We start from the raw sequence: 2,947 nt of genomic DNA on the forward strand, positions 1-2,947 counted from the left end.
AAGGAAGGAAGTCAGGAAACCGCAGCAGTCGAGAAGCTCCGCAAGGAGATCACCAAGGGTCCGATAGAGACCCGGGCGACTTCCTTCGAGGGCGGCCACGACGGGTACAAGTACACGGACACCCTGTTTGCCGGCGACCTGAAGTGGATGAGCGACAGGATGCGCGGCCCAGTCCCCGTAGGCCGGTGACCCGTCAACCGGTCGGTGCCCCAGTCACAGCCCTCCGAACTTGAAGTCAACCTGCCCTGCCTGCTGTCGCTGGCCAGTTCACTGCAGTCCTCCGCGGGCCTTCCTGAGTATTCGACTTACCGAAGTCAGTGACCATTCCGCCGTCATGCAGCCATCACACAGGTGACACTGCGGCGACCTTATCATTCTGCAAATTGAAGTAATTAATCCGTGCCATTACAAGGAGAGCAGATCGTGAATCTTACGCGCGCGAGGAGCGGCTTCGACCTGCTTCGTTCAACTGCCTGCAGGGCAACCGCATTGGGAGTACTGGGAGTAGCTGCGGCCGCACCGGCACATGCAAGCGACTCCGACACCCCGCAAGAGCTGAAGGCATTTTATGCACAGAAAATCAGCTGGGAGGCGTGCGAGGCAGACGAGGAGGCTCAGTGCGCATCGATAAAAGTCCCCCTGAACTACAACAGCCCGAAGGGTGAAGAGATCTCGGTCACCTTGAGTCGGCTCAAGGCCACAGGGAAGCGCCGGGGGGTCCTGTTTTACAACCCCGGCGGTCCAGGCGGTTCCGGCCTGAAAATTCCGGACAATATCAGGAAAAGCTCACTGCGCGGCGCTTACGACCTGATCGGTTTCGATCCCCGGGGTACGGGTAAATCCACCCCACTGTATGCCCCCTTGGGCTGGGCGATGGACAATAAGCCTTATATTGGACCGCGGCCTAAGATTGACGGCCCGGTACTACAGCCGGTGTTGTTACGGTGAGTGGTTTCGTTGGCGGTAGTGGCTGATGCGGGCTCGGGTCTGGTGGCGGCGTCGCCAGCGGTTCCAGCGGAGGGCGAGCCGGGTCCTGGCGGCGCGGGCGGGGGCCAGGACGAGGCGGTCGTACATGCGGCGGATCTCGTTCAGGGACAGCGGGACGGCGGCTTCCTCCTGACCGTGGGCCGGGACGGCGGGTTCAGGGAGTGGGGTGGTGGTGGGGGCGTATGCGCCGGCTCCGGACGTCGGCGAGGAAGGCGAGGGCGAGCATGCACACGGTGGTCTGCCGGTACCAGGAGCACCACTTGCGGACTTCGTGCTGGTCAAAGCCGGTCTCGTTCTTCGCGGCCTGAAAAGTCTCCTCGATCATCCATCGCTGGCCGGCGGCGGTCACCAGGGCGGCCAGGGTGGTGCCGGGGGTGTGGTCGCACAGGAAGTAGGCGACCTCGGGTACGAGTTCGCCGTTTTTGTTCTTCTTGCTGGGCACGGTGGAGCGGCGGATCAGCAGGGTCCGCTCCAGTCCGGCGGGGGTGCCGGCCAGTTCCACGGTGGCGAAGTCATAGGCGCGTGGGCCCTTGGCGCCGTCTGCGCAGCTGCGGCGTTCCATCAGCGCTTCGGGCACTATCGTCCACAGCTGCCGCGCCTGCTGGGTGCGGCCGTCGGGCAGTGGGAGTGCCTCGTTCTCCGGGATGGCCAGCACGTAGCGGACCTGGTGTTCTTCCAGCCAGGCGCGCAGGGTCCGCGAGCTGCCGTAGAGCTCGTCGGCCAGGAAGTATGTGAAGGGCACCCCTGCGGCCAGGGTGCGCTCGATCATGCGTCTGGCCAGTTCCGGCTTGGTGACTACCGTGCGGGCCCGCTCTTCGGGCACCCCGGCCTCCTCGCAGCGGCGGCGGTGTTCCTCACCGGGGCCGGCCCAGTGCTGTCCGGCATACAGTTCACGGTCGATGATCGCTCTTCCGCGTGAGGATCCGTAGGACAGGTGCACGCTGACCTGGGCGTTTTCCACCTGTCCGGTGACGCCGGTGTACTGGCGGGCGACCCCGGCGCTCTTGGTGCCTTTCTTGATGTCGCCGGTTTCGTCCGCGATGAGCACGGCGTCCGGCGCCTGCAGTGAGTCCGCCACGAACTCTCTTACCCGGTCCCGCAGTTCATCTGCGTCCCAGGACGCACGGGCCAGGAAGTCCTGCAGCCGGTCCGGCGAAGCATGCCCGGCCGCCTCCGCGACCTGCCACATGTTCTTGCGCGGCACATCCGACAGCAGCCCGCGCACCATCGCCCGCAGATTCTCCCTCGACGCAGGCCGGCAGAACACATCGTCCACCGACGCGCACAGCGCCTCAAGATCCGCATCCCAGGCCCGGACCTCGTCCGCGGTCAGTTCATCACGCCGGACCAGACCCGGCGGCAGCATCAGCCCCATACACCCCCAACGAGCCCGACCCCCGTCACGTCACGTGAACGACCGGCTGTAGTAGGCAACGTCTTCGATAAACAGGCCGCTTGGGCGAAAGAATACATGGCGCGCATCGTAAAGAAAAATGGCGGCGCCGAGAGGGTGAAGTATTTTAACACCGGCAACACGGCCCGGGATATGGATGTTATCCGGGGTGCCCTGGGCGAGCAGAATATAAATTATCTAGGCTATTCGTACGGGACGTACCTTGGCGCAGTGTACGGAAGTCTTTACCCTTCCCGTCTCGACCGGTCGGTCCTGGACTCCGCCGTGCCCCCGACAGGCATGGGCCAAGCGTACGGTGAGCTGCAGTCGGAGGACGGCCGAAACACTGTGGCAGAGTGGGCAGAGTGGGCCGGGCACCGGGACAATACGTTCCATCTCGGAAAGTCCCGCGATGAAGTACTCGACCGTGTCGAGCAGATATCGGAAAAGCTGCAACAGGAGGGTGTGCAGGGATTCGATGAAAGCCTCATTCTGAATGCGCACGACATATCCAAATGGGATGGCCTGGCTAAGGTGGTCGGGGACCGGGGGGATCACCCAAGAAGA

At 63.7% G+C, this 2,947-nt stretch carries 3 protein-coding genes and 1 pseudogene; 3 read left to right on the forward strand and 1 reads right to left on the reverse strand.

Annotated elements, in window-relative coordinates; genetic code table 11:
- Together ACFVX9_RS39555 and ACFVX9_RS39560 are read left to right on the forward strand one after the other, a co-directional pair.
- Positions 1–189: pseudogene (locus ACFVX9_RS39555) on the forward strand (hypothetical protein); the annotation flags it as partial.
- Positions 190–423: 234 nt separating this feature from the next.
- A complete protein-coding gene (locus ACFVX9_RS39560; RefSeq protein ID WP_387987114.1) occupies positions 424–948 on the forward strand; it encodes a hypothetical protein in 525 nt (174 codons plus the stop codon).
- Between the two features lie 193 nt (positions 949–1,141).
- Here the strand turns inward: ACFVX9_RS39560 and ACFVX9_RS39565 are convergent, their stop codons facing one another.
- Positions 1,142–2,353 carry an IS701 family transposase gene (locus ACFVX9_RS39565; RefSeq protein WP_387987117.1) on the reverse strand — a complete coding sequence of 404 codons (1,212 nt, stop codon included), beginning with the start codon at positions 2,351–2,353 and terminating at the stop codon, positions 1,142–1,144.
- Positions 2,354–2,458: 105 nt separating this feature from the next.
- Between ACFVX9_RS39565 and ACFVX9_RS39570 the strand changes: the two genes are divergently transcribed.
- Positions 2,459–2,947 (forward strand): alpha/beta fold hydrolase (locus ACFVX9_RS39570; RefSeq protein ID WP_387987120.1); only part of this gene is annotated, 489 nt, incomplete at its 3' end.

This window comes from Kitasatospora sp. NPDC058243 (assembly GCF_042882025.1).
Taxonomy (GTDB): domain Bacteria; phylum Actinomycetota; class Actinomycetes; order Streptomycetales; family Streptomycetaceae; genus Kitasatospora.

Excerpts from the sequence above, each read along its gene's own strand:
- ACFVX9_RS39565 (WP_387987117.1), bottom strand. The coding sequence starts at position 2,353 with ATGCTGCCGCCGGGTCTGGTCCGGCGTGATGAACTGACCGCGGACGAG.